This window comes from Litchfieldia alkalitelluris, assembly GCF_002019645.1.
Lineage (GTDB): Bacteria > Bacillota > Bacilli > Bacillales > Bacillaceae_L > Litchfieldia > Litchfieldia alkalitelluris.
The window spans coordinates 805,453-830,355 of the sequence record NZ_KV917374.1; the positions used below are offsets into that span (position 1 = coordinate 805,453).

Here is a 24,903-nt window from a genome sequence, read left to right on the forward strand (position 1 = left end):
ATCGTATTTATGTATATTCCTAATATTGAATAATAATAAGAATTATTGAATATAAATACAATGGGTCATAGTGTTTATTTTAAATGTGATAGATTTAATGTTTTTGAGTCTTACTTCCTAGGTAGTGGGAAGCAGTGGGACGGTTCTCACGCTTCCAAAGGAAGCGCAAGAACCGTCCCACTGCTTCAAAGTTAAACATGTGGTATCATAGCATTTTTAATTCATAAGGTGTATAGGAGAGATCAGCGTTGTTGTGGATTGTGATCGGGGTTGTGGTTTTTATTATCGGTACGCTTCTTACTAGGAGTCTTGGTGGAGGAGTACTAGCAGTAGTTGGTTTCATCCTATGGAGGTTTGGGCTGTTAGGTCCGGTTGTGTCATGGATTGTTAGAATTGCAAGATCCGCTTATAACTATGTTAGAGCAATTATTGAGGTTATTAAGGATGAATTTTCGAACGCGAGTGATGCGGCGCTCGTTTTTATTAGTACAAAAGTAGATTTTGTTATGGGTGTTGTTATTATATAAGCAAGGTAAGTATTCTACAAAAGAAGAAGACTACTTTGTGAGGCAGTCTTCTAGTAGAGTTGATATTTAGCATTATTTTTTGATGAGAATGTCTTTAAGAACAAATTTCTCAATGACCTTTGCAACACCATCATTCATATTCGTATCAGTTACATAATCTGCAATTTCCTTGATATCGTCCGGCGCATTGCCCATTGCTACACCAAGCCCAGCAAATTCGATCATTGCCTGGTCATTATAGCTATCACCAATGGCGATTACTTCTTCACGTGTTATTCCGCAGCTCTTAATTAGTTGGTCTAGACTTGTCCCCTTCGTCACACCTTTTTCAGTGAATTCAAGAAAATATGGCTTCGAACGCATCACGCTAAAATCCTCAACTAATTCCACTTGAAGCTTTGCTTCGACTTCTTTTAATCGATCAGGATCACCTACCATTAAAACTTTAACCACTGGCTCTGTTACACCCTCAATAAAGGACTCTACCAGCTTAACTGGAAGCTTTGTAATGTCTGATTCCCTCATTGTATAAGGATTATCATCGGCAGTAATAATTTCATCACCGATATATGTGTGGATAAAAACTCCTTCACGACGGCTAAGCTCATATAATCTTTGAACATCGTTTATCGGTAATGTACTAATAAACAAATCCTCATTTGTTTTGCAGTTAATAATTTTCCCTCCATTAAAAGAAAGGATAAAGCTCTCATATTCAGCTAACGATAACTCGCTTGCAATTGGCTTCATTCCAAAAGTCGGGCGACCAGATGCAAGCACGACCTTTACACCATTATCTTGTGCCTGCATTAACGCTTTTTTTGTACGATCCGAAATCGAGTGGTCATCACGTAATAATGTATCATCTAAGTCAAGTACAATCATTTTATACGACATGTTGTTCGTCCTCCCTTTTACATGAGTATAATTTTACTAAAGTTTGAAGGAACATGGAAGTGGACAAGTTGTTAACATGGGGGAGCAGGGAGCATGGGGACGGTTCTCGTGCTTCTTTTTTATTTGTGAAGGGGTTAAGTGGTTTAATGAATCGAGGCCATTTGTTTTATTTATCGTATTCTCAGTTTTAAGCCATTGGCCTTTAACCTCAATACTTGCTCTTTTGAACTTATACAAGCCTGGTCCAAGAAGCCTGATAACTTCGCAAACAATATCGATTTGACAACACTGAATGGATCCGAACGGACCACCGTGGTTAATTATCATTGTGATAAATAGGTGTCGGACCCCTGCTCCATTGCTGACTGGAAGCACGAGAACCGTCCCAGTGCTTCCCCGCGTTTCCCCTTGTTGCAGGAAGCACGAGAACCGTCCCCGTGCTTCTCCCCGCGTTTCCCCTTGTTGCAGGAAGCACGAGAACCGTCCCCGTGCTTCTTCCCGCGCTTCTTGTTGCAGGAAGCACGAGAACCGTCCCCGTGCTTCCCTAAAAGAAGTGGACTCGGTTTTTGCCTGTTTTTTTGACTTGGTATAGTGCTTGGTCTGCTAGTCTGATGACCTCACCTATATTGTCGTTGTGCGTGTTGAACACGGATCCGCCAACACTGCAACCAACAGATACGGTTTGGCCATCGATGGTAATAGGTTGGTTAATCATTGAGATAATTCGTTCCCCGATGATTTTGCCATTTTTGACTGGATCATTCTTTGCGGTTAAGACGATGACGAACTCATCTCCACCAATTCTTGAAACGAGTTCTTCACTGCGGATATTTTGTTTCAAGCGTGAGCCAACTTCGATGAGCAGTTTGTCTCCTGCTTCATGGCCCAGTGTGTCGTTTACGGATTTAAAACCATCTAAATCTAGGTATAAGATCGTTAAGTTTTTATGCCTTTTTGTGATTTTTTCCAAATAACGTTCAAGAGCATTTCTGTTCGGAAGGCCTGTAGTGGTTTTGTGGGCGACTCTTTCCATTTTTTCAAGCTCAGTCTCGGTATTCATTAGGTTTGTAATGAGGTTTCTTAAGGAGTTTGATAACACTTCAATTTCTTTAATTCCCTGGTAGGGTGGGATTTCAACCAGTTCACCTTCTCTTAGTCGATTTGCTACTGATGAAATTTCTTCTAAGGGACGCGCTACATTACCCGCAATAAACCAACCAAATACCGCAAAAAGCACGACCAGTATTAGTCCAGAAGTAATAAAGTAAATCAGTAATTCAGTCGTTGAGGAGTAAGCCTCTTCAACAGGCTGTAACGATAACAGTCCAACCTAAACCTGGATAATCTTTATACCCTTCTGTTAACACATAGCCAGTTAAATACTGTTTGCCATCATCCCAAGTTTCTAGGCTCCAGCCATTTTTATGAGTTTTGGCCAGTTCAACACTATTTAAATTTAAAGAATGACCAATCATTTCATCTGGTCCAAGAATAACCACATTGTCATTTTTACTAACAATAAAGAATTCAATATTTTTTCTAGTTTGTAGGGTAGTTAACATAGCTGCTTCTACTTCTCTGACCCAGTCCCAGCTTAAATGGGTTGCTAATACCCCAATGAAATTATTATCAAAATCATAGATAGGGGTACTAATATCAACAAATTTCATCGGTTCCCAGTTGGGTTTGGTAATAAATTTGCTAAAAGAACGGCTTCATGTACATCGCCGATAAATGTCTGTTCGACCGCTTCATAGTAAACCGGTCTTTTTCAGAGATATCAGCATCCTGTAGAATACTATCAGTTGAAGATAGAACATTACCGTTTTTATCAGTAAGCAGCTAAAGGAAGGAAAGCTAGACTTTACTTGATTTAGGAGATTCTCCACTTGATCTAAATCCCCTGGCTGCCTTATTTCCTTCAACTCACTAAGCACTTTAACTTCACCATATCTTGACCACATATATTGATCAAGATTATCTCCCGTTAAATAAGCAACCTCAGCAAGCGAACTCCCAATTTCCGATTGAACTTCATGAATCGAACGTTGACCAATGATAATACTCAAAGTTAAAACAATATAATTACAATTCCACAACAATAATCGACAAACGTTTTTGTAAACTACTAGTTAGATGCATAAAAACTCTCCATGATATGTATGAAATGAAATATATTTTAACATAAAAAGCGCCATTTGAACTTGTGGAGTGATTAGATTCACATCGTTCATTATATTTTTTGATAAAAAAAGGAACGGGCTGTTTAGTATTAAGCTAAATAAACAGACCCGTTTTGGTATTGGTAAGGTATTTCATCCAAATCTATATGCTTACTCATTGATTTGGTTGTATAATTTGTCAATTTCAGATTGCTTTTTATCTAAAGTGTCTTTTATCGTTCGTTTTAATATCTCTTTTAGTTCATCGCTAAATTCTTCCTTGTTAAATAGCTTTTGAAGGTATGCAACAAAGGTTTGCCGAACAGCAGTGTTGATTTCCGGATCATTATAATCACTTTTGAATTCTTTAAGAGATAATACAAGTTGGAAACCAAGCATTTCCATTTCAATATCTACTTTCTCAGACTTTTCGAGTGGCTCTGTGGGTGTCGAGATGAATTCTGAAAAATCATGTTCAAGCACTTCAGAGAATTTCGCTAAAGTTGCAAGTGATGGATACCTAACCCCGTTCTCGATCATGGAGATGGCACTTTGTGATAAATCTACTTTTTGAGATAAATCATTCATAGTCATTTTTTTATTCTTACGGGCCATTTTTATTTGTCTACCAAGTTCCACGTACATTTCCTCTGGTTTTTTACTCATCGTTTTACCCCTCGATTATTATTTTAGTTAAAGTATACACAATTGAAATATTATTATCAATATTACTTTTTCACTAAATATGAAAATGTGTAATATTAACATTGGATTTTTTGGTTTTTTTTAAAATAAAGCTTAATGAATTTTTAAAAAATTGGTTATTTGTTAGTTTACAAACTTCACTTTAAGTTATATTATAACTATATGATATATAACACGATAATGTGAATAAAGAGGTGTTAAATTTGCTCTTGAAAAAAAATATACTTAAAACATTATTTATTTCGGATTTAGAATTGATGGAGGTGAATGGTCAAAGTAACACAAAACAGTATGTGATTAGGGCCCACCGGAAAAATGATTTCATCTCGATTGTGATTGAGTCTGATGTGCAACAAAATCTGTCGTTGTATATGACCTTTGTTAACGGGTACCGGGAGAGAATTGAGGATCAGCCCCAAATTTGTAAGCTACTTTTAGAAAAAGTTGCATAATAATTGAGGCTGTCTATGAATACTGTTTTATAGTTGGACTTTAATCATCTTCATTTTATGATGAATATTTTCCCAAAGTGAGTCATTCTGTGATAATTCTTCAATAGAATTTGCAATTACATTTAACAAAGTTTCTTTTTGGTGAGAACTGCTTTTTATCATCGTTTCAATTTCAATTAAAAGTTCTTTCGTACATTTTGTGTAATAATCATTGGAATTTTGAAATTGTGATTTTTGAAAATTATATGGCGCCTTTATGACTCGAATCACTTCATCATAGTATTCCTGAAAGTCTTTTAATTCAAGGATAGTCAGGTGCTTAGTAACTATTGTTTCTACCAATGGAGAGATACGAGTGTTTTTATAGGACACGTCCTGTATTTGTCCAGGAACTCCTGTTTGTTGAAGTGATTTCAATAGATTCACCAGGGTGTCGACAAAGTTACGGACCCCAAAAGCATCAAAATCCATATTCTCTGAGAGGGAAATCACTTGGTTCTGCTTTAATGCTATTGTTGAGTGTTTAAATTGGTCCCAGTTAAGAAAGTGGTTTTTAGTAGGATTAAGCCAGTAATTTTTCCAGTGTAGTCCATCCTCGCTAAGCACGAGTCCAAATGAGCAAGTTTTATATAAGGTTGTATCAACAAAAGCAATTACTTTATTCTCTTGGAGATTGGGAAAGTTATTATGTAAGCTCTCCTGTTTTATCTTTGGAAGTTTTGAATATAGGAAAAAGTCATCGTTCTCAATCTGAGAACATATATTTTGGATCGATATCAAATTCATCCTGTTTTACATCCTCTCAATGTTATAAACTATGAAAATAGTCCTAGTGATACTAAGTTTTTAAACATTATTATCATACTAAGGATATTAAAATATGGTATAATTAGTCAACTGAATTATCTAAAACAGGTACTTTGCCTCTTTGTGTTATAAGGGCTTTTATCCTGAAATGTCCATGACTAGAGGAATGTTTTCTAGTGATCTATTAGAGATTATTGGAGCAATGATGAAGAATAATTTTAAAGGAGAAATTAATACATGATTCATGATGTGAATGTAAAAAGAAATAAAGTATTAAAGATGTTTGCTTCTATTAAAGATACTGTCTCTCAAGAATCAATTAAAGAGTCAGGGTTAATTGGTACGATTAGTAAGTTAAGAAGCTCTAGCTTCCGCATTGCATTAGTTGCTCCGTTTTCTGCTGGGAAATCAACATTTGTAAATGCGTTGATTGGAACAGATTTATTATCAATGAACGTGTTAGCGGAAACTGCTGCAATTACGAGACTGAAGTACGGGACAGAGAAAAGAGTTGTCGTTACTTATCGTGACGGAAAGAGAGAAAGCTTTCCAAAGTCTCCTTTAAAGCAAGTTACTGATAGAGAGATGAAAGAATTTCTAAAAAGCAAAACTACGGTTACTCGTGACGATTCTAACATATCTAAAGGACCGCGTGTTGAAGAAATTGTAGAATCTGTTGATGTTCATTGGGATCTTGATATTTGTAAAGGTGGAGTAGAAATTGTTGATACACCGGGTTTATTTGCTAGGCATAGCGAACATGATCAAATTACTAACAAGGTCTTACCGACGGTCAATGCAGTCCTTTTCATCATCGAACCTGATAATGTTGGTGATAGCAACTTTTTGAATGTGATTGCTGAATATGTTGAAAATGCGAAAAACAGTAATTTAGATACAGAAGGTAACCACATCTTCTTTATTATTAATAAAATCGATCAATTTACTGAGGAGCAAGTCCTGCATGCGAGGGAAGAACTTTATCGAGTGGTAAGTCCGCTTTTAAGCCACCCCCAAATCCTTGCTGTTTCTTCTTATTTTGCCTTAAAAGCCAGAATGTATGACAACGGTCAATTGTCTTTAAATGAATTAAAGAGAGACCAACACATCTCATTTGTGGATGAGGAAGGGTTTGTTGTTTCCGGAAGACAAATTACTGAAAATGATATTAAAACGATACATACGATAAGTAGAATGAATGTGATAGAACAAGAATTATCTGCCTTTTTTGAGAATAAAATTAGTCGGATGGTGAATGAATCAATTGATGCTCTGAGGGCGCTTTGTGAACGTGAAATAAAGGATTCAATTGAACTTGCTCAGTTAATGCAAAAGAAGATTAGTCAAAAAGAAGGTGAATATGATAAAAAGCTGGAGGCACTAAGAAACGATTTTCAGCAGCTAACAAAGCAATTGAAAAGAGAAGTAGAACGAAGCGCAACAGCAACTCTTGTTGGAACATCTACAGGTAAATCAGAGATTGAAGAAGTAATTGACATGGTGAAGAAAGTGACTACAGCAAAGCTTGTTCACGAAATTAGAAAAGAATTAACGGAGACTTGGGAAGAAAAAAAAGACCAATTGACTGAAGAAAACAGTGATCAAATCCTGGACCAATTTGTTGAAAAACTTCTATTAAAATTAGGTGCAAGAAAAAAAGCACTTATTCGGACATCATTTCGTTCCTTAGAGATTAAATATGAAGCCTTTACAGAAGAGTTATTGGAGAAATTCTCTCGATTTGAAGATAACGTAAATCAAACATTTAGTAAACAGTTAGATTTACCGATGCTACAAAAACAAATGGCTTTCTTTCAAAAAGACCAACTGCTATCAGATGTAAGAAGTGACATCGAATCCTTATTTGAGATGACTTCATATGACGTTTCTAGTCAGCTAAAGGATCGAATGAAATTGATGATGGAACTAAGTACCTATCAGGTAAATGCTTCAGGTTTTTTTAATAGACTTAAAGCTATATTTGGTAAAGCTGAAAAGGTCAACGTATTTGATTTGGAAGGTTTTAAGGAAAGTATGACCGACCTTGTTTCAGAGCTAATTGCCAATGCGGAAGAAGAGCTGCGAATTGACTCTAATGGGATTTCACTTGAAATTAATAAACGAATCATCGCAGTTAATGATAAGTATCAAACTCATATTTTTGAACGAATTGAGCATTATCAAAGTTGGAGAGAGCGGAATATTACCAACTTAATTGATGAACTTAAGGGTGAAAAAGGGAAGGCTCTTGAGTTACTTTCTGAGAGAGAGCGAGTTAGTCAAACATTAGAACGCCTGTTAAGAAAGCTTGATCATCTATATGAAGTTGAGTTCGTTGAAAAAGGAGGGACAGTACATGCAGTTTAATAGATATAAAGATAATGTAAGTCGTTATATTGATGATTATTATGAAAGTTTAGCTAAAGAAATATCACAACGGCCAGAGAGTTCCTATCCTATCATTTTTGAGGAGGAACTCTCTACTATGAAGAGGTACTCTCATTCTTTATTTAAAGAAGTGTTATTTGAGATGCAAGATGTGCTTGAGCAAACCTTCAGCGAGGATAAAGTCCAAGACAAATTAAACGAAGTGAAGAAAATGACTGAGCAAGCACAGATTCAACCTATATCATATATTCCATCTGAAGATAAACAAAAGTCGCTGCTTGTGAAGACAGGAGTGGAAAAGAAGGTTGTGAAAGACACTTCTTTATCTCATTATAAGACCCCAACAATCTCAGGATGTGTTTTAGGGGCTACAATAGGGGGATTAGTGGGAAAAACTTTATCAATCTCAGCACTAGGAGCATTGTCTGGTGGGGTACTTGCCTATACTGCAACTTACTATTACATACAACGGAATTTTTCTCAAAAACAGAAAAAATACGAATTTGTGAATAAACCTCAAAACGAAACACAAAACATAGGAGCTGTTATCGAGCGCCGCAAAGATCAGGTGAAGAAAAACCTAATATCAACCCTTGAGAATATTGAGAATCGGTTCTTTAGAATATAATACCTTTTGATGTTTTGTAATAAAAATAATATTTTTAAAAAAAGTGCAAAAAAATTAAAAATTAGTATTGAATATAATATCACTAAGTGATATATTATTAACAGAGGTAAAACATAACGATAAAGAAAGAAGGTTAACGACATGGTTGATGTTCAAATTCTAAGAGTCAAAGATTTGTACGAAGAACTTCAAGTAACTACGATTCACTGGCTCCAGACATACACTGGTAAGTCGTTTGAGACTCTTGAACTTCTGTTATTAGATGAAAAGGTACTTCAAATGGATCGTACCACCTTAAACCAGATGTTTAAAACAATGGAAGGTGTTGCATCGGGAGTTGAAGTAACGCTTTATTCACTACAATCAGATATCACTGAAAGACAAACATTTCATGTGGAGATTAAACAAAGAAAGTCCGGCTTTAGTTTTGATATGCCGCTTCATTCGTTGTTATCTCCAGAACATACAGAAAATCAAAATGTTGATTCCTATTTAAAATACTTATTTATTCAGATTGCAGCACTTCAATTTGCGTTTGAAGACCACCAGGAAATTACTTCTGCCTATATAGGAGAAATTTTAAATTATTTTTATCAAAATGAGTTAGAGATGACTAAGGAGGATTTACCAATGGAATTTAAGCAAGATACGTTCAGATTAAAAAGTCAAACAGAAGTAAACACGGAAGAAAATGAGTGGGAAACTTCTGATTTCGCAGAAGTTAAATTAGATGTGGAAGATGATTTTACTTTCGGTTTAGATGAAGAAGATGATGAAGAAGTGGATGAAGACGAATTAGATGATGATTTGTTTGGTGCTGAGGAAGAAGAAGAAAGTACAGAGGTTGCTTCTGCTGAATTTGAAGTGGAAGAAAGTGTGTCTACTGAAAACACTCTAGTTATTGACTTTGCGTCATTAAATCAAAATTTTAATGAAATGTATAAATTGGCAGCGGCAGATGATCGCGATCAGTTAAAAAGTTTAAAAGCGGATATTTGGGAGTTTGAAATGAGTGTTGAAGAGAATGGGTTGAGTGAAGATGATGTTAACAGCTTAGCTTATACGATTCTCGAGACGGTAGGAACTGATGCAGTTGTCATGAAGTGGCAGATTGCTACGGCAAAGCAATTGTTACAACTTATTGTTAAGTGATATCACTCATAACTAACTAGAGGCTGTATTCTTCATACAGCCTCCTAAAGGAGAAGCGCTACATGAAACTTGATGGATTTAATTTTGAAAATGATATTTTAATGCTTGATTCAAACATATTCATGAACGAATCGTTTCGAAATTTTTTAAAAAATGATTTGGTTATTGCGATTAATAAATATCGCGAAACGAAAGACTCAAACTATGTTGTTAACATTCCAAAAACAGTGGCTGAAGAGCTTGAGAAATTAAAAATTGCTGAAGGTTCAGAATCTCTTCATAAGCGCACAGAAGCATTTAAAGGCTATGAAGCATTGGAGTCTTTAGTTACTAAAGGGTATGCAAGATTAGTTAAATCCGATTTAACTGGGGTTGTGAATGGTTTTAATGATGTAGCAGTCCTGACGATGATGATGGAGCTACGTCGACATAAGAACGTATCCGTTATAACAAATGACCGTGATTTTGCTACTGATTTATTAAATATGAATCTATTAAAATCAGTGAAGACTAGAAAAAAAGTTAGAGTGTTTTTCATCAATCTTAAGCAATCAAAGTTGCGGGAATGGGATTTAAATCGAGATCGTGAAGCTGAACGTTTTCCAAATGAAATAGGTTAAGGAGGGGTCTAGGTGCAAGAAAGTATAGCTATAGATATTCAGAAAGAATTAATCTTTATTGATCATCACTTATTTACCGAATACCTTCAACTTAAAGGTGAAGAAAAAAACCGATATCGTCACTTCTTAAAAAATATTTTGCCACAGTTTTTGAAGGACAAAAAGAAAGAGAAGTCCAGCTTCTATCTCTATTTGCCTGAATTTTCCGCAAAACAGTTAGTGGAAGAGGTAAAAGTAGATCCAGAGCTTGAGAGAATTGTTAGCTTATATAGTTCACATAAATTTATTAAGCAATACGGGACAGAAGATTACTTCCCATCTGGAAAAAATCCCACGAATGGATTATCACTAAAAGAAGAGCAGGTTTTTTATAAAACGTTACTAGATGACGTTCGTGGCCAGGATATGACTAAAGACATCCTATTAATCACTGGTCATGCGCATGCTCGTCAAAACGGAGATGGGTTAGTAGATGCTGGAATTGCCCGAGTTGGTTGCTTCACGCTGAAGGATGGCTATGTTGAATATAAAATTGTGGAACCAAAAGAAGGGGAAACAGTGGTTATTCAAGGTAAAACATTTAAGCTTGGGAAGCGAATGACTGCTGGAGGAGAAGCGGCAATATTTGACCTCGGTAATGAACACAGCGACTTTGTTGCAAAAATTTATTGTACATCTCTGGATGAACAATCACTCAAACCAAACTGTGTAAAGTTTAGAGATTTGATGAAAAAGAGAACAGAAAAGCTAGAGGATTACTTTGCTAACCCCCAATATCAAATTCGAGATTCACAGTTAATTTTCCCTTTACTTCCAATACATGACGAACAAGGTGTTTTGATTGGGGTTGTAATGAAGAAGGTAAAAGATGGTACAGAACCTGCTAAGCAGCTTCATGATATTATCATGAACGATAGATGGCCATTTGAAGGTTTTGAGCGTAAAGACCTTTTAACTCTCGCACACCAAATCGTGAAAAAGGTTAAGAAAGTCCATGATCATGGAATTATAATTGGTGACATTAATCTGCGTAATTTCTTGGTTACAGGCAATAATTCTGAAACACTTAAAGTCTATTTAATTGACTTAGATGGATGTCAAATTGAAGGTCATCCTTCCTATTATGAAACTCCAAACTATCGTGACCCACTCTGGGACTTTGCGTCCGGTAAGCCACGATCAGTTGAAAATGAAGTGTTTACTCTTCTAGTTCTATTATTTGAAATCATTCACCTCGGTGTTCACCCATATTCTTATACGGGTGGTGCAGGAAAGAATTTGATTAATGATTGTCAGGAAAATATGCAAAACCGTGATTTTCCATATGTAAAAGGAAAGCCGATTAAAAGTGCTCAAGGGATGTTTGCTCCACCTACAGCAAGATTTATCTTCTCTCATATGCCAAAACCAATGTGTAATTTATTTAGAGAAGCGTTTGGGAAAACGGAGGATGGCATTCAAGATTATCGTCCGAAAATAGAAGAAGTGATTGAAAAGCTAGAAGGTTACATTAAAATTGTTAGGAAATATAAAGATAATAATCAGCTTCGACCAGATACATTCGGAATGCCGAAGAAGCATCGTGTGGATTTTGAATGTTCGCACAAAGATTGTAAAGGGAAAACGCATTATCGACATATAAAGGATATTGTTTCTAGACTTGAAAAGGGTAAAATTGAGAAATATCTGTTTTGTGGTAAACATCTTCAAAACTATCACAATATTATCAAAATGGAAAAGAAAGCAAAGTCAGAAGAGGAAAGACTGGAATTCAGAAAGCTTTGGCAATCTCAACATGAAGAAAGAAATATTGTAAGTGTAGTTGACCGCTTCTTTGATGAAAATGAGAGTCACGAACTACTTGGAAAATGGGAAGAGTTAAAAGGGAAATTCTTTGATCAAGATGGTAGTGCGAGTTCCAGTTCGTTTAGACCAGTTCAACCTAATGGTGGTGGAACAAATATGAAAACGGGATTCGATCAGGCAGCATCGGCAAAGGAAGATGAAAAAACAACAATACGTAGCTTACTTGATAAATTATTCGGATAATTATCCGAACAAAGAGAGGATGTTCAAATATGGGAAGAAGTTTAGCTGAAAAATACGAGAATATATTAATCCAAAAAGGAAGAATTGAAAAAAGTCGTGGAGCGAAGGTTCCTGTTGTAATCCTTGTTGATACAAGTGGTTCAATGAATGAGAATAACAACATCAATAAATTAAACGAAGGCTTGGATGTTTATTTCAAGGAAATGAAGGGTGATCCTACCGTCCAAGATCATATTGATATTGCGATCATTTCATTTGGGTATAATGAAGTTCAATTAGCAGTTAATTTCGCTCACATTAAGGATCAACGCCTGCCAGTTTTCGCTGCTGGTGGTGGGACACCAATGTGTGAAGCGATCACACTTGGTCTTGATATCCTTGAAGACCAAATTGAGGTCTATAAAGAAGAGGGTGTTCCATTCCATCCACCTCATTTGATTATTATGACAGATGGTATGCCATCAGTGTCAGGTGTATATGACAGCCAAAACCGTGCGATTGAACTAAAACCAAATGATGACGAATTTATCCGTACACATGCTGCTTTCCGTAAATTTATGGATAATTTCAACTTGGTTTCCATTACAATCGGTGTAGGTGAAGAAATCGAAAATCCATTCTTTTTACAAAAGTTCGCTTCAAAACCGGAAAACGTTTTAAAGCTAGATGAACGCAATATTGTAGAATTCTTTAAACTATTAAGTAAAAGTACCTCGATTCTATCACGATCAGTACCAAGCTCAAGTAATAGTATGGAATTTGAAAAGGCTGATTCTAGAGGCGTTGTTTCGGAGTGGAAGGCATAATTAACCTTCATCAATAACTGGTCGCCATAGTAGGAAGATATATGAATGTAGTCATGTATCACTAGTATGGCGACTTATCTATTTACTTTGCTTAAGAAGTCTTGTTAGGCCGTTTGAATGGGAATCAAAAAGCCTTGAAAAATATGTTCGAACTAATTGTATATAAACCGGGGGGATTGTCATGACACATCAAATGACTTTAATGGAACGAATGAACCGTAAAGAATTGAAGGAAGCAGGTATTCGTAATAAAGGTCATAAGCTTCCATTAATGTTGGTGCTAGATACAAGTGGGAGTATGTTACACAATAATAATATTGACAAATTAAATCGTGGTGTTCAGTCATTCTATAATGAGATCTTAGAAGATCCGATTGTCCGTGAGCATTTACATGTTAGTTTGGTCACTTTCGGTGAAGGTGGAGTGCAGGTTGCTACAGACTTTGGGAATCCAGCTGAGCAAGAAATCCCTGTCCTAAAAGCGGGTGGATCATCCCCGTTATGTACCGCGATCATGACTGGACTTGATCTTTTAGAAGATCAAATTGATATTTATAACAACTTCGGAATTACTAGCCATCCGCCGGTTATGATTATCTTAACTGATGGAGAGCCAACTACGATGGAATATGATGAAAGAGGGGTCCCTATTTTAGTGACAAAAGATACGCCAGAGTTTCTTGTCACTAAGAAGCGATTTAATTATTTTCATACAGCCATGAGATTAAGTTCGTATTCAATCTTTTTTGGTGATGACGTAGAAAATACGTACTTTCTTCATCAGTTTGCAACAGCGAAGAGCAATGTTCAAAAATTAGATGAAGTAAACATTATAAAGTTTTTCAAGATGCTAGGAAAGAGTTCATCTGCACTAACAAAAGCAATCCCAGGAACAGGCTTTTCTTTGGATATGAGTTTCAATATATTTGAAGAGATAGCGGAAAATAAGAAGAAATAGTGCTGTTTTCTTTGGAATGTAGGAGGATAAAGTTATGAATTTACAATGGAAGGCTGCAAGCGGATATGTCCAAGGAATTGGTCATGTAGAGAATAATGAACCTTGTCAAGACCGAGCGATTCATATACATGATGAAGATCTACATGGGATCGTGCTCGCTGATGGTGCTGGTTCTTGCCGTTTGAGTGAAAGAGGAGCAGAGCTTGTTGTGCAAACCTTTTTGAAATATTCAAAAGACAAATTCGATGAATGGTATGCCTCAGAAAATCCATCTTTATTAATAGAAGATTTTCTCCTCCAGGCTATTGATGAGGAAGCAGCTAAGCATAACCTGGCAGAACGGATGGATTTTTCATGCACAGTGTTATTTGTTTTGGTGAAAAATAATCAATATCTTGCTGGTCATGTTGGTGATGGAGTTATTTTCCAACGAAGTGATAATGAGCTTTCAGTATTATCTCACCCTGAGAATGGTCGATATGCAAATGAAACTTATTTCATTACAATGGCGCCATTACATGAACACTTTCGTATATACAAAGGGTCGATTGAAAACCATCTGGACTTTATGTTGATGTCTGATGGTGCAGCTACTTCCTTTTATATAAATTCCGAACGTGACATAGAAAAGGGTAATACGACCATTCTTTTCAATCATTTAGTTGAAAATGACGAGCAGCTAGTCATGGGGGAGCTCCCTGCATTGTTAGATATGGTAAAAGAAAATACCTCAGATGACTGCGCAATCGCATTAATGACTAGTCATACTGTAGACATAATAGATTTAGCGGAAGATATGGAACTGAAAGAAGAACCTGACAATATGCCAGAAGATGACTCAATCTTTATTAAGGGAACAGATCCATCTAACGAACAAGGCGTAGATTTAAGTGATACGGTGAATAATGGGGAGCAAAATGACCTGTCAAATACACCTTCTTCTATACATTCTGATGTTACCACTGAGGAAATACCCAAAGAGCAGAGTGAGGATTCATCAGTTACCGTCGAAAGTGAAAACTTTAAGCTTGATCTGCCTGAACATGACGAAGAACTAGAGGATGAGTCTCCGAAATTCAACATCAATGAAGAGGATTATGTTGCTGAATACGAAAATGAAAATGAAGATGAAGATGAAGAGCTACAGGACTATGCCTCTGATTATGAGTTCGAAGAAGATGTATTCATCGAAATAATCACGGAAGGTGAAGAACCCCCTCCGAATAATGAAGAAGACGACAAGAGCCTTCCTAATTATGAAGAAGATGAGAAGACCCTCCCAAACTATGAGGAGGAGGAAGAAGAAGAACACCTTCCTGAATATGAAGATGATGAATTTATTGAATCATGTGAAGTTAATTCGGAGAAGGAAGAAGTTCCAAATGATATGGAAGCAATTGACGAAGATGCAAAAAAGGATGAAGAGGTTTCTTTGAATGAAGAAGTACAGGCTTCAGAATCTGTCGCTGGTGAAGATGATGCTGGCGAAGTGGAACATGCTCAAACTGATGAATTAGAGGCAATTCATACAGAGAAAAAACCTGATGAGCTTCAAGCTAGTGAAAATGGTGAAGGGAGTGACCAGGAGGAACATGACAATGGAAGAAAAGAAACAGTTGGGCCAACCATCTAAAAAAAGAATTTTTGAGATTGAACAAGCTGTTGATAAGTTAGTGGATTCAAGTCGTGTTATAAACAAGAAACAAGATGACGTATTGGAGGGGGTTCTTACTGAAGAGCAATCCCCCTCTGTATCCTTAACTGATACCTTTGACACGGAAGAAGAAACCCCTCTAGACATAGAGGTTATTGCGGATGATTTCACTAGCACTGAAGAATTAACCGACGAAGCTCTATGTTTAGAAGTACCTTCTGGTACAGAACCTAATTTTCAAGATGAACGATTGAAGCATCAGTTCGAAGAATTATCAAAATCTATGACCACACAATTTTCTTCAATTGAGTTAATTCTTCATAAGGTGATGCGTGATTTTCAAACGAAAATGATGGTAGACGCTCAAAAAGATCAAATTATAGATAATCTTCATCGTGAACTTCAGGATTATAAAAACAATGAAAATCAGGATCGCTTTCTTCCGCTCATTCGAGATTTGATTGATTTGATAGATAACCTTAAGAAACATCTGGGAGAAATTGAAAAACATGGCTATGAACATCCTGAAAGCTTAGTCAAGTTGATTAAATATACAGCTCAAGATGTTGAGGATATTTTATATCGTCAAGGTATTGAGGCTTTACCATATCAGAAGGGAAAGTTGGATACAAAGCGACATAAAGTTGTTAAAACGATTAAAACAGCTGATATAGAAAAAGATAAGCAGATTGCAGAAGTGTTTGGGAAAGCGTACAGCTGGGACGAACGACAAATACGCCCTGAACTTGTCGCGGTATATGGGTATCAACCAAACAAAGAAGTAGAATAATTGTTTAATAAGTTAAATGAAATGGGGAGAGGCATGAAATGGCGAAGGTGAAAAAAGTTTACGGAATTGACTTGGGGACGACTTATTCATGTATATCCATCATGGACGAACACGATAAAGCGATTGTCTTGAAAAATGCTGACGGAGAAAGAATTACTCCTTCTGTTGTTTACTTTGAGGAAGATGGTAGTGGACAGGTAAATATTGATGTCGGCATGTCGGCGAAGAATTACGCGGAAATGTACCCAAATGATGTAGTTTCCTATATAAAGCGCCAAATGGGTACAGATTATGAATTCGAACACAAAGGACAATCGTATCGGGCGGAGGAAATTTCCGCTCTTATTCTAAAAAAACTAGTTAAAGATGCAGAATTGACAACTGGTGAAATAGTCGAGGATGTAGTCATCACTGTTCCTGCCTATTTCGGGGTTAATGAACGAGAAGCAACGAAAAAAGCAGGTGAAATTGCAGGTTTAAATGTAATTGATTTAATAAATGAACCTACTGCCGCTGCGTTATCATATGGAATCACAAAGCAGTCGGATAAGAGGATTCTAGTCTATGACCTTGGCGGTGGAACATTTGATGTAACGTTAATTGATGTTTCTTCGGAAGCAATTGATGTAATTGTTACGGGGGGAGATCATAACCTTGGAGGTAAAAACTGGGACGATGCGATCGTAGAGTATCTGGTTGATCAATACAAGGAACAAACAGGTGATTTTACAGAAGATATCTTAATGAACCCTGAAACAGCTCAAAGCCTCCAGAGTTCGGCCGAAGTTGCTAAAAAAACGTTGTCCGCACCAAAGCGTTTTAAGGCTCCGATTACATTCTCCCACAATTTCGATCGTGTTCGTGTGGAGTTAACGCGTGAAAAGCTTGATGAAGTGACTTCTCATCTTCTTGAAAGAACCATTGAATTAACAAAGTTGATGCTAGAAGATGCAAAGCTAAAAGGTCCTGGGAAAGATCAATTTGATGAAATCATTTTAGTTGGTGGCTCTACCAGAATGCTACAGGTGAAAGAGCGTCTTGTAGAAGAGTTTGGTATGGAACCAATTATGTTTGATCCTGATGAGGCAGTAGCAAAAGGTGCCGCTTTATACGGAATGCAAAAATCTGTGCAGGAATGGGTTTCTAACAAAATAGGTGCTAAGTATGGTCAAGGAATAGGAGCTTCTCAGATTCAAGATGTTATGCCAAAGCTAACACAAGTTGAAAAGGAAGAGATTCTTCATGAAGCAGCAACCTATTTTAGGTTAACTCCGCAACGTGTCGAAAGTATGGCGAACCAAACGATTCGTAATGTAACAAGTAAAAGCTTTGGAGTGGTAGCACACGTTGTAGAAAACGGAAGAGATGTTGAACGTGTCGTCAACCTTATCAAGAAAAATGATACATTGCCATGCAAATATTCGCAAATCTTTGGTACTTATGAGGGGAATCAAGTGAACGCGAAAATTCAAGTGATGGAAAATGAAATGCTTGATGAAGTTCTAGAAAAAGATTATGCCATGGTGATAGGTGATGCCCTCCTGGATTTGCCCTTCGGCTTACCGGAAAATTCTCCGATTGAAGTGACCTATAATTTAAATGAAGATGGCACATTAGAGGTGACTGCAGTAGAGGTAACAGAAAAGGGGACAGTACAAGTAACAGTGCAAACCAATTCTGTTATTAATGAAGAAGACAAAGAAAAAGCGATTCTAAAAATTCAAGATTTCGTTTTGAACTAGGGAGGAACCTATGGTTGCATTAGGAATTGATCTTGGTACTACTTACTCGGTTATGGCTTATATCGATGAAAGTGGGCAGCCCAAAGTCATTCCGAACCAAGAAGGGGCAATGTTGACCCCTTCTGTTGTTTCTTTTAATGAACATGGCCTCATTGTAGGTGAAGAGGCAAAAGATAATCAAAGAAACGGTTCAAGTGACATCGCTGCTTTTTTCAAAAGGTTAATGGGTGATGAATATTACCTATTTGAATATCAAAATAAGACATACGATACCATAGACTTGTCTTCATTTGTATTAAAGAAATTGAAAGCAGATGCTGAAGTATACTTAGGGCAAACGATTAACGATGTGGTTATTACCGTACCGGCTTACTTTAATAATGTTCAAAGGGAAGCTACGATCGATGCTGGCAAGCGAGCAGGAATGAATGTACTTAGCATAATAAATGAACCAACTGCAGCTGCAATAGCATATGGATTTAAAGAAGGGACAGGTAATCGACATATTCTGGTGTACGATCTTGGGGGAGGAACCTTTGATGTGACAATCGCAAAAGTGGATGACACGTCTATAAAGGTTCTATCAACAGATGGGGACCATAATCTGGGCGGGAAGGATTTCGATGATCGCCTTGTCTTATTTGTCTGTGAACAGTTTGAAAGGGAGTTTGGCTTAGATCCATTAGAAGATGAGGGGACTTTAAATGAGATTCTGGCAAGTGTTGAACAAGCGAAAATTCGTTTAACACATTTGCGGAAAACTTCCATTACAATCTTCTATAAAGGACATAAGGGAAGCTATGAAGTAACTCAGGAGTTATTTGAAGAGTTAGCACAGGATCTATTGGAACGAACCTGGAATTTAGCGAATGTCGCCGTGATGAATGCCTATCTTAACTGGGCTGATATCGATAATATTATTCTTGTTGGTGGATCTACAAGAATGCCGATGGTCTCCAAATTTATAGAAGAGCAAACAAATAAACTTCCCCATTTCCGCATTAATGTTGATGAGGTTGTTGCTATTGGGGCAGCCTATCATGCTCATATGAAAACATCAGAATCTGTCCAAGATAAACCGCGTTTTTCTTTGGCTGCAGCAAAAAAAGTAGAGGATGTTATGAGCCATAGTCTAGGAATGATTGCGATCAATGAGGATTATTCAAGCTATATCAATAGCATGATTATTCCTAAAAATAAACGAATTCCTGCCATGGAGAAGAAACCATATAAATTAGAGACATCACCAAGTCGTGAGAATAGTTTAGATGTTTATGTTACTCAAGGAGAAAGTGCAGACGTACAAGACGCGATAATACTAGGAAAATATGTCGTAAAGAATATCCCACATACAAATGTTCAGCCAGCTATCATAGAGGTCTCATACTCCTATGATCAGAACGGAATTGTTCAGGTTTCCGCAATGAGTAAAAGTACTAAAACCCCACTGTCTGTTCATGTAGAAAAAGTTGATAACCTAGGTTGGATGATGGAACCCCCAAAAAAGGTTGAAGTGATTGAGCAAGAAATTTCTGTCATGATGGTGATGGATACATCCTATAGTATGGATGGAACCGCAATAACAGAATCGATAAAGGCAGCTCATCAATTTGTTAATGATTTAGGCCTAGAACGCTTTTCGATCGGTTTAACGGCTTTTGCCAATCGGGTAAGGACTCTTCAGTTTCCTACTAAAAATGAACATGATCTTCGTAACCAAATCTCTATGCTTCAAAGCTATGTCAAAGATGGGACACTTGGATACGGTACCGATGGTGAACCTCTTGAAGTCGCTTATTCTGTTTTAAGAAAACTAGAGGGGCCAAGGTTTATCATCGTCTTAACAGATGGTCAATGGGGAAAAGATAAAGAAGCGATTCAAGTGGCTAGAATGTGCAAGGAAGCGGGTATTGAGATTATTGCTGTCGGTTTCGGATCAGCCAATAAGAAATTCCTTAATAAGATCGCAACCTCAGATGCCAATGCTTTATTTACGAACCTACAACAACTTGTACAATCTTTTACAAAAATTGCACAGGTAGTAACAGAAAAATCTTTATCCTACAGAGACAACACGTTTCATCGGTAAAAAAGACGGGAACGAGGGGTTTCCGTCTTTTTATGAGCATGGACCGGGGATGCGAGGAGAGTAATTAAAATGCGTGAGACGAAACAAAAAAGGCCAAACTTTTATTTGCTTCTTGAACTTCCATATGAACCACCAGTGGAGGATGAGGCTGAGATTAAGGCAGCTATTAGCAAAAAGGTATCAGAATGGCGTCGGAATACAAATCACCCCAAATTACAACAACAAGTAAAATATTATCTTAGTTTAAGAGATCAAATTGAAGCGGTTATGCTAAATGACGCTCAAATGAGAAAACAAGAGGCCGTTGACGCTAGAACTCAAGTCGATGCCGAGAAGAATCGTGCAAAAAAAGAAAGAGAAACTAATCTAGATAGGGCAATCAAAATATTGACCTCTCAAGGATATGTTTCTGATGTGGCGATTGAAGCACTTGCCGAGAAATTTGAGTTTACTGTTGCAGAGGTTGAGAGTAAAATTCCAGCTGGTTCAAGAATGAAAACCGAAAATCAGTATCAAGATGTGAACCCAAAAGCTGTTGTTAAAAGCCTTGATTCATCAGTGATGAATAAAATAACCGACTTATTAACAAAGCTAGAGGTTAACTCTAGGCATGGAAAGGTTGCCACTCTTTATGACTTTCTAAATATGACAGAGGATACAAGTGGCGCCACTCTCGTTGATTTATCTGAGAAAATGTATCGCGAATTGCTTAGGAAGCCAGCAGGCAATGCTTCAGTAGAGTACCAAAAAGATTTATATGGATTAGTTAAGACGCTATTTAAAAGCGAAGAGGAACGTCAAAAGTATGATGAATCCTTAAGTCAACACCGATTTAATCAAATGAAGCTATTCATTGATTTAGCTGCCGAACAAGGTGTCATCTCTGAACCTGTATTTAAGCAGCTCGTTATTCAAGCCAATGAGGAAGGTTTATCCCAAACTGAGGCTGAGAATCGTATTAGGGAGTATTGTGTCGATAAAAAGTATCAGTTGCAATTACATATAAATACGGCAGAACAAGCTTCAATTAATAAGTTTACTTCTTGTGGTTATTGTGGCTCTATTAATGAGGAAAAATCAAAATGTTGTGTAAACTGCGGACATGATCTTGAACAGGAATGTATCGTCTGCCAAACCACGTCTCCTACATCTGTCAATAATTGTCGTAATTGTGGTACATCATTTAAGCAAATGCTTCACTTTAAGTCTTTAATGAAAGATGGTCTTCACTCGATACAAATGGAGGATCTTGATCAAGCAAGTCAATTGCTTACTAGAGCCCAGTTGATCTTTGATAATGATGAAGTAAAAGCTGGGATTGAGCTTATCAACCAAAAAAAGCAGAGAATTCTTAAACAGATTGCTGTTGTTCAAGAGCTAATCGATACAAGGCGAATTTACTCTGCTGAGTTAGAGTGGAATCTACTAAAAAAACTAGCCCCTGAGTTAGATGAGCATACTGTGTTCCAGAGGGAAATTGCAAGCTCTCTTCAGGAATTGGACCAAATGAGGATAGAGGTTCAACGTATTGCTGACGATAAGCAAAAGATTGCCTATCTATTAAGAGCTCTAGGTATTTCTGAGGATTGTAAATGGGCGATGGAAAAATTAGAAATGCTCCCGCCAAACCCTCCAGAAGGAGTACGGGCAGAAACCGCTGGCAATCAAATCAAGCTTACATGGACATTGAATGAACCGGAAGGCTTTGTTCAATTTAAAGTTATTAGGAAAGAAAAGACTGCTCCAGGATTTTTAGATGATGGGGAATTTTTAGGGGAAACGACTAAACCGTTTTTTACAGACAACACGACAGTACCAGGAAAATCGTATTGGTATGCCATATTTGCCATGCGAGGACTGCTTATAGCAAATAAACCAGTTCTACGGGGACCATTTTTACGAATAGCTGAAATTGATAGTCTTCAAGGAAAGCCGGTAGGAGAAGCTATCCAGTTGACCTGGAAAGATCCGGGACCACTTACTCTTGAAGTGTGGAGAAAAGAGGGGACATCCCCAAGTAAACCTGGAGATGGAAAGCTCATTAAGGGAGTTACGAATCATAGTTTATTGGATGAAGAAGTCACGGTGGGTCAAAAGTATGGGTATACTGTCTTTACTAGATTACTAGATGAACGTGGAGTGCCGAGCTATTCAAAAGGAGTTTCGGTTGAAGTGTTTATGATAGATGGAGAACCAGTTAATGACCTGCATTTTTCATTAATGGAAAATACGGTAGAGTTTCATTGGACAGAGCCAGTAAAAGGGTCTGTTGACTTGTATGGTTCACCTAATCCAATACCATTTAAACAGGGAGAATGCTATTCTCTAAGTGCAATCGCGCAGCAGGTTAAACCGTTATCATTAGGTACTGAGGAACTTGGTTATCGAAGTATAAAAGATACGTTTCCGGATGTGTTTTATATTTTACCAGTTACAAAGATTGATGGTTATGGGATAGCCGGTAAAGCATGCGTGATCAAAAAAATACCTAGTGTAGCAAATGTAAAAGCTCAGTTACTTCAAACCCAATGCTTACTAGAATGGACATGGCCGCAAGGAATTGAAGAAGTTATTGTCTTTTACAGTGAAGCGGGCTTCCAAACGAAGCCAAATCGCGAAGATGAAAGTCCAATGGTCTATTCGAAAAGTCAATATGATGCTAATCGTGGTTTAATGCTTTCGATTGGTGTAGATAAAGATCTATTTGTAACTATTTTTTCTTATCAAACTGATGAAGGGACTTCACATTATTCGGAAGGGGTCCACTTATTCCAAACCACGAAGAAGCCGCCTAAAATGATTTATAAAGTAGTAACATCGGGAGTTTTCTCTAAAAAAGTAAGGTTAAACTTAACACTCGATGAACGTCAAATGTCATTACCAGAGCTTGTTATTGTGAAAAAAATGGGCAGTCAGCCATTGAACGTAAAGGACGGACAAATCATCTATAAAATAGGTCCTGATATCCTGGAGCGGAATGTAAATGGGGGTATTAGTCTTAATGATCGGAATGGAGAGGCGATGGTTATTAATGATGGTGCCATTTCATTTGATCTAACTTCACATCGAGGTAAAAATACGTATGTGCGTGTGTTTTTTGTAAATGGAGACGATGCTACTAAGTTTAAATTAGAACCATTGGGGAGAATGGAATTAGGTTAAACAAACTAGCTCAACCTATGGGAAGTATTTGAAACTACTAGAATACAGAGCAACCCCATATCGAAGAAGTATGTGGAGTAGTGCTCATCAAAAGTGAGAATCAACAAAGGAGAAGAATGACATGAAAAGAGAATATATTTGTCCATACTGTTTCAATCGTCATAAAATGCATGAAGTTCAATTCGCTTGTTCAGATGAAAAATGTCTAGAAGATGACCAGACATATGCAGATTACTGGGGGTATCATATGAAGCGCCCTACTGTGACAAATGCACCTGAACCAAACGCTTTTTCTTTTATCAAACCGGTCATGCCATCGGAAACTGATTGTCGAACTTGTAGCAAAGTGACCTACTCACGAGTGTGCCCGACGTGTCATTCCAATCTGCCAACAACGATCAGTGATTATGAAGATTATATTATAGCTGTTATTGGTGCAAAGCAATCAGGGAAGAGTCACTATATTGCTGTTTTAATAGAAGAAATCATTCATAAGATAGGCAATTCCTATAATTGTTATCTGAAACCAGAGAATGATGAGACGATTCATCGATACAATCAGCAATTCCGCAATCCGATTTATAAAGAAAAACGTGCGCTAAATGTAACAGCTCCTGCTGGAAACGATCCAAGTGTAAAAAGACCACTTCTATTTACATTAACCTTTTCTGGAGGAGTGATGGGAACAAAAGTAATCACTCTTGCCTTTTTTGATACAGCAGGTGAGGACTTAAAAAGAGAAGAAATCATGGAGAAGCATACAAAGTATATTTGTAATTCTGCTGGGGTTATTTGTTTACTTGATCCCCTTCAGCTTCCAGAAGTCCGCAACCAGGTAGCGGTTAATAATCCAGATGTGATCCTTCCGTCCGAAGACGCAGACTCAGATGGAGCTGATATTTTAAACAGAACGACTAACTTGATTCGGAAAACACTACGATTAAAGGCTTCAAAAAAAATTAAGATACCTATTGCGGTGACATTCTCTAAGACTGATGCGATTAGTTCCTTACTTGATCCAACTAGTAAACTCTTGCAGCCAGGACATCACACTAATAAGAACGCGTTTGATGTAGAAGACTTTCATTCGGTTAATGCTGAAATGAAAGCATTAGTTCAGGGTTGGTCGCGTGGGAATATACCTAACTTATTAGAGCACCATTATCAAAATTATGCTTATTTCGGTTTATCAGCATTAGGAAACAGCCCAAATCGTTCATTGCAATTACAAGAGGTAAAGCCTTACCGGGTAGAAGATCCTTTCTTATGGTTGCTCTGGAAAAATGGAATTATTAAAGGGACTGAAAGGAAGTGA

21 protein-coding genes are annotated in these 24,903 nt (G+C 37.2%); 15 read left to right on the forward strand and 6 right to left on the reverse strand.

Annotated elements, in window-relative coordinates; genetic code table 11:
* The first annotated feature begins 248 nt into the window (after positions 1-248).
* A complete protein-coding gene (locus BK579_RS03805) occupies positions 249-527 on the forward strand; it encodes a hypothetical protein (RefSeq protein WP_078543635.1) in 279 nt (92 codons plus the stop codon).
* 72 nt (positions 528-599) lie between these two features.
* Here the strand turns inward: BK579_RS03805 and BK579_RS03810 are convergent, their stop codons facing one another.
* The 5 genes from BK579_RS03810 to BK579_RS03830 all read right to left on the reverse strand — a co-directional run bounded on the left by BK579_RS03810 (position 600) and on the right by BK579_RS03830 (position 4,252).
* On the reverse strand, positions 600-1,424 hold the full coding sequence (locus BK579_RS03810) for a Cof-type HAD-IIB family hydrolase (RefSeq protein ID WP_078543637.1): 825 nt from the start codon (positions 1,422-1,424) through the stop codon (positions 600-602).
* 544 nt (positions 1,425-1,968) lie between these two features.
* Positions 1,969-2,661 carry an EAL domain-containing protein gene (locus BK579_RS26240; RefSeq protein WP_235848331.1) on the reverse strand — a complete coding sequence of 231 codons (693 nt, stop codon included), beginning with the start codon at positions 2,659-2,661 and terminating at the stop codon, positions 1,969-1,971.
* Between the two features lie 64 nt (positions 2,662-2,725).
* A complete protein-coding gene (locus BK579_RS26245; RefSeq protein ID WP_235848332.1) occupies positions 2,726-3,094 on the reverse strand; it encodes a cache domain-containing protein in 369 nt (122 codons plus the stop codon).
* Positions 3,095-3,175: 81 nt separating this feature from the next.
* A complete protein-coding gene (locus BK579_RS26250) occupies positions 3,176-3,493 on the reverse strand; it encodes a hypothetical protein (protein WP_235848333.1) in 318 nt (105 codons plus the stop codon).
* A 264-nt stretch (positions 3,494-3,757) separates the two neighbouring features.
* Positions 3,758-4,252, reverse strand: a complete 495-nt coding sequence (locus BK579_RS03830) for a helix-turn-helix domain-containing protein (RefSeq protein WP_078543642.1) — start codon at positions 4,250-4,252, stop codon at positions 3,758-3,760.
* A gap of 248 nt (positions 4,253-4,500) precedes the next feature.
* Here BK579_RS03830 and BK579_RS03835 point away from each other — a divergent pair, with 248 nt between their 5' ends.
* Entirely contained in the window at positions 4,501-4,743 is a 243-nt protein-coding gene (locus BK579_RS03835) for a hypothetical protein (RefSeq protein ID WP_139365035.1), read from the forward strand.
* Positions 4,744-4,770: 27 nt separating this feature from the next.
* Here the strand turns inward: BK579_RS03835 and BK579_RS03840 are convergent, their stop codons facing one another.
* Positions 4,771-5,529, reverse strand: a complete 759-nt coding sequence (locus tag BK579_RS03840; protein ID WP_078543646.1) for a hypothetical protein — start codon at positions 5,527-5,529, stop codon at positions 4,771-4,773.
* A 258-nt stretch (positions 5,530-5,787) separates the two neighbouring features.
* Between BK579_RS03840 and BK579_RS03845 the strand changes: the two genes are divergently transcribed.
* The 13 genes from BK579_RS03845 to BK579_RS03905 all read left to right on the forward strand — a co-directional run bounded on the left by BK579_RS03845 (position 5,788) and on the right by BK579_RS03905 (position 24,903).
* Positions 5,788-7,917: a dynamin family protein gene (locus BK579_RS03845; protein WP_078543647.1), complete on the forward strand. Its 2,130-nt coding sequence runs from the start codon at positions 5,788-5,790 to the stop codon at positions 7,915-7,917.
* Positions 7,907-8,566, forward strand: coding sequence for a hypothetical protein (locus BK579_RS03850; protein ID WP_078543649.1), 660 nt, complete (start codon positions 7,907-7,909; stop codon positions 8,564-8,566). Before BK579_RS03845 ends, BK579_RS03850 begins: the two co-directional genes overlap by 11 nt.
* 141 nt (positions 8,567-8,707) lie before the next feature.
* A complete protein-coding gene (locus tag BK579_RS03855; RefSeq protein ID WP_078543650.1) occupies positions 8,708-9,718 on the forward strand; it encodes a hypothetical protein in 1,011 nt (336 codons plus the stop codon).
* A 62-nt stretch (positions 9,719-9,780) separates the two neighbouring features.
* Positions 9,781-10,338 carry a PIN domain-containing protein gene (locus BK579_RS03860; protein ID WP_078543651.1) on the forward strand — a complete coding sequence of 186 codons (558 nt, stop codon included), beginning with the start codon at positions 9,781-9,783 and terminating at the stop codon, positions 10,336-10,338.
* Positions 10,339-10,350: 12 nt separating this feature from the next.
* Positions 10,351-12,387 (forward strand): lipopolysaccharide kinase InaA family protein, encoded by a 2,037-nt coding sequence (locus tag BK579_RS03865; protein ID WP_078543652.1) that lies wholly within the window; start codon positions 10,351-10,353, stop codon positions 12,385-12,387.
* A 29-nt stretch (positions 12,388-12,416) separates the two neighbouring features.
* Positions 12,417-13,193: a vWA domain-containing protein gene (locus BK579_RS03870; protein WP_078543653.1), complete on the forward strand. Its 777-nt coding sequence runs from the start codon at positions 12,417-12,419 to the stop codon at positions 13,191-13,193.
* Between the two features lie 181 nt (positions 13,194-13,374).
* Positions 13,375-14,151 (forward strand): vWA domain-containing protein, encoded by a 777-nt coding sequence (locus BK579_RS03875; RefSeq protein ID WP_078543654.1) that lies wholly within the window; start codon positions 13,375-13,377, stop codon positions 14,149-14,151.
* Between the two features lie 34 nt (positions 14,152-14,185).
* A complete protein-coding gene (locus BK579_RS03880) occupies positions 14,186-15,784 on the forward strand; it encodes a PP2C family serine/threonine-protein phosphatase (protein ID WP_078543655.1) in 1,599 nt (532 codons plus the stop codon).
* Complete coding sequence (locus tag BK579_RS03885; protein WP_169891060.1) at positions 15,750-16,595, forward strand: nucleotide exchange factor GrpE; 846 nt, start codon at positions 15,750-15,752, stop codon at positions 16,593-16,595. The genes BK579_RS03880 and BK579_RS03885 overlap by 35 nt, the downstream gene beginning before the upstream one ends.
* A 38-nt stretch (positions 16,596-16,633) precedes the next feature.
* Positions 16,634-18,337, forward strand: a complete 1,704-nt coding sequence (locus BK579_RS03890; protein WP_078543657.1) for an Hsp70 family protein — start codon at positions 16,634-16,636, stop codon at positions 18,335-18,337.
* Positions 18,338-18,347: 10 nt separating this feature from the next.
* Positions 18,348-20,426: an Hsp70 family protein gene (locus tag BK579_RS03895; protein ID WP_078543658.1), complete on the forward strand. Its 2,079-nt coding sequence runs from the start codon at positions 18,348-18,350 to the stop codon at positions 20,424-20,426.
* Positions 20,427-20,495: 69 nt separating this feature from the next.
* Positions 20,496-23,588, forward strand: a complete 3,093-nt coding sequence (locus BK579_RS03900; RefSeq protein WP_078543659.1) for a zinc ribbon domain-containing protein — start codon at positions 20,496-20,498, stop codon at positions 23,586-23,588.
* Between the two features lie 121 nt (positions 23,589-23,709).
* Positions 23,710-24,903 carry a TRAFAC clade GTPase domain-containing protein gene (locus BK579_RS03905; protein WP_078543660.1) on the forward strand — a complete coding sequence of 398 codons (1,194 nt, stop codon included), beginning with the start codon at positions 23,710-23,712 and terminating at the stop codon, positions 24,901-24,903.

Bases quoted from the DNA above. Each gene is read 5' to 3' on its own strand.
- BK579_RS26245 (WP_235848332.1), bottom strand. From the start codon at position 3,094: ATGAAATTTGTTGATATTAGTACCCCTATCTATGATTTTGATAATAAT.
- BK579_RS03850 (WP_078543649.1), top strand. From the start codon at position 7,907: ATGCAGTTTAATAGATATAAAGATAATGTAAGTCGTTATATTGATGAT.
- BK579_RS03880 (WP_078543655.1), top strand. From the start codon at position 14,186: ATGAATTTACAATGGAAGGCTGCAAGCGGATATGTCCAAGGAATTGGT.
- BK579_RS03905 (WP_078543660.1), top strand. From the start codon at position 23,710: ATGAAAAGAGAATATATTTGTCCATACTGTTTCAATCGTCATAAAATG.
- BK579_RS03830 (WP_078543642.1), bottom strand. From the start codon at position 4,252: ATGAGTAAAAAACCAGAGGAAATGTACGTGGAACTTGGTAGACAAATA.
- BK579_RS03810 (WP_078543637.1), bottom strand. From the start codon at position 1,424: ATGTCGTATAAAATGATTGTACTTGACTTAGATGATACATTATTACGT.
- BK579_RS03870 (WP_078543653.1), top strand. From the start codon at position 12,417: ATGGGAAGAAGTTTAGCTGAAAAATACGAGAATATATTAATCCAAAAA.
- BK579_RS03860 (WP_078543651.1), top strand. From the start codon at position 9,781: ATGAAACTTGATGGATTTAATTTTGAAAATGATATTTTAATGCTTGAT.
- BK579_RS03890 (WP_078543657.1), top strand. From the start codon at position 16,634: ATGGCGAAGGTGAAAAAAGTTTACGGAATTGACTTGGGGACGACTTAT.
- BK579_RS03845 (WP_078543647.1), top strand. From the start codon at position 5,788: ATGATTCATGATGTGAATGTAAAAAGAAATAAAGTATTAAAGATGTTT.
- BK579_RS03895 (WP_078543658.1), top strand. From the start codon at position 18,348: ATGGTTGCATTAGGAATTGATCTTGGTACTACTTACTCGGTTATGGCT.
- BK579_RS03875 (WP_078543654.1), top strand. From the start codon at position 13,375: ATGACACATCAAATGACTTTAATGGAACGAATGAACCGTAAAGAATTG.
- BK579_RS03855 (WP_078543650.1), top strand. From the start codon at position 8,708: ATGGTTGATGTTCAAATTCTAAGAGTCAAAGATTTGTACGAAGAACTT.
- BK579_RS03885 (WP_169891060.1), top strand. From the start codon at position 15,750: ATGGAAGAAAAGAAACAGTTGGGCCAACCATCTAAAAAAAGAATTTTT.
- BK579_RS03840 (WP_078543646.1), bottom strand. From the start codon at position 5,529: ATGAATTTGATATCGATCCAAAATATATGTTCTCAGATTGAGAACGAT.
- BK579_RS03900 (WP_078543659.1), top strand. From the start codon at position 20,496: ATGCGTGAGACGAAACAAAAAAGGCCAAACTTTTATTTGCTTCTTGAA.